A 1,344-nucleotide genomic window follows, 5' to 3' on the forward strand; every position below is an offset into this window, starting at 1 on the left:
GCAGCAAGCCTCATTGTTGTCGGCGGGGTTGTTCTTTCTCTTGAATACGAGGCCGATGTAGCAGACGCCGTCGCGGATAGGCGTGGCGGAATCCGTTGTTTGCGGAGACCGCCTTGAGTGTCTGGTACTCGAACCGCTTGAGGTGTTCGACATAACTCATTTGCGCGGGAATCAGGGACCCGCCACCGGGGACAAGGCGCATGATGGGTTCAAGGACATGCCACTGTTCCAGCGTGGTGACGGGCACGGTCCGTGCCCGGCCCCCTTTCGTCCAGCTTACCTGCAAGGCGATATGATCGGCACGAATGGCCGCCTGCGGCTGCAACATCATGGCCTCTTTGCGCCGCAGGCCAAACGCCACTTGGAGGAGAACCGACGCCTTGATATGAGGGGCACTCGATCGTGCCAAGCTTGGCCTGGTTGAGGGTCTGGGGCACGGTTGCGCGTGACTTCGCCACGTTCGGCGACGCCGTACGCGGCATTGTCGCGGTTGACGACATTGACCTTGTTGACCTTCTCCGCCCACCATCGCAGCCAGGTGAGGCGGTTGCGGATACTGGCATCCGAGGTATCGGAATCGAGCCACTTTCTACAAGCGCCTCGACATGCTTGGGTTTGAGGGAACCGGCGGACGGCAGCTTGTAGCCGAGGTCCGCGAGGTCGTTGGCCATTTGCGGCCAAGCCGCGCCGACGGTGTTTGAGTGCCGTAAGAGCCGTCCCGGTTGCGTTGGCACATCGGCCTCGCCCAACTTGGCCGTTCTGGTGATGGCGGTGTCGATAGCGCGGTCAACGAACACCTCTCGGCCCGGATCGCGTTGACGTGCGGACCGAGCGGCCAAGCGACATGCTGAAAAGTAACACTCTGGGCGCCCCCTTCTCTGCCTCGGATTCGCGCCGACTTCACCCGGTTATCGAGCGGCAGCCGATGCCGGTGCTCGCCTTAGCCATAGTCCTGCACAACTGCCACGTGATAGTCTTTGAGCCGTCGGGCAAAGGATGAACGTTCAGCTTATTTCCCTTCCACTACATCCCTGAGTTCTTCGACCGTGAGCATGGGTTTGCGGTGTAGCATCTGGTGACAGTTTGAGCAGACCGCACGAAGGTCGCTCAATCGCGTCTTTTCGCCGGGCCGTATTTCTGCCACGGGCTTCGTATGGTGGCATTCGATGAAGCCAATGCCGCGCTCCTTATAAGTTCTCTCGAAATCAAAGCCGCAAACCGTGCATGCGAATGAAGTCAGGCTCGCCTTGAAAGCGGCGACCAGTTGCGGCTTCCGTTCAATGGCCCAATGAAGCCTGAGCCTGCGCGCGCCTTCTTCTTCGGAACGCTCACCCTCTCTTCCAC

General features: G+C 60.1%; 2 protein-coding genes. Both read right to left on the reverse strand.

The window, feature by feature from the left end:
* Positions 1-10 precede the first annotated feature (10 nt).
* Entirely contained in the window at positions 11-529 is a 519-nt protein-coding gene (locus EOC06_RS44590; RefSeq protein WP_245330070.1) for an integrase domain-containing protein, read from the reverse strand.
* 480 nt (positions 530-1,009) lie between these two features.
* The coding region (locus EOC06_RS37365) for an HNH endonuclease (RefSeq protein WP_206631356.1) at positions 1,010-1,344 on the reverse strand (335 nt) is incomplete at its 5' end.

Origin of the sequence: Mesorhizobium sp. M7A.F.Ca.MR.362.00.0.0, assembly GCF_004023175.1 — a bacterium.
Classification (GTDB): domain Bacteria; phylum Pseudomonadota; class Alphaproteobacteria; order Rhizobiales; family Rhizobiaceae; genus Mesorhizobium.

What these genes read in the sequence shown, in the direction of transcription:
- EOC06_RS44590 (WP_245330070.1), bottom strand. Translation starts at nt 529, where the DNA reads ATGGTGGGCGGAGAAGGTCAACAAGGTCAATGTCGTCAACCGCGACAA.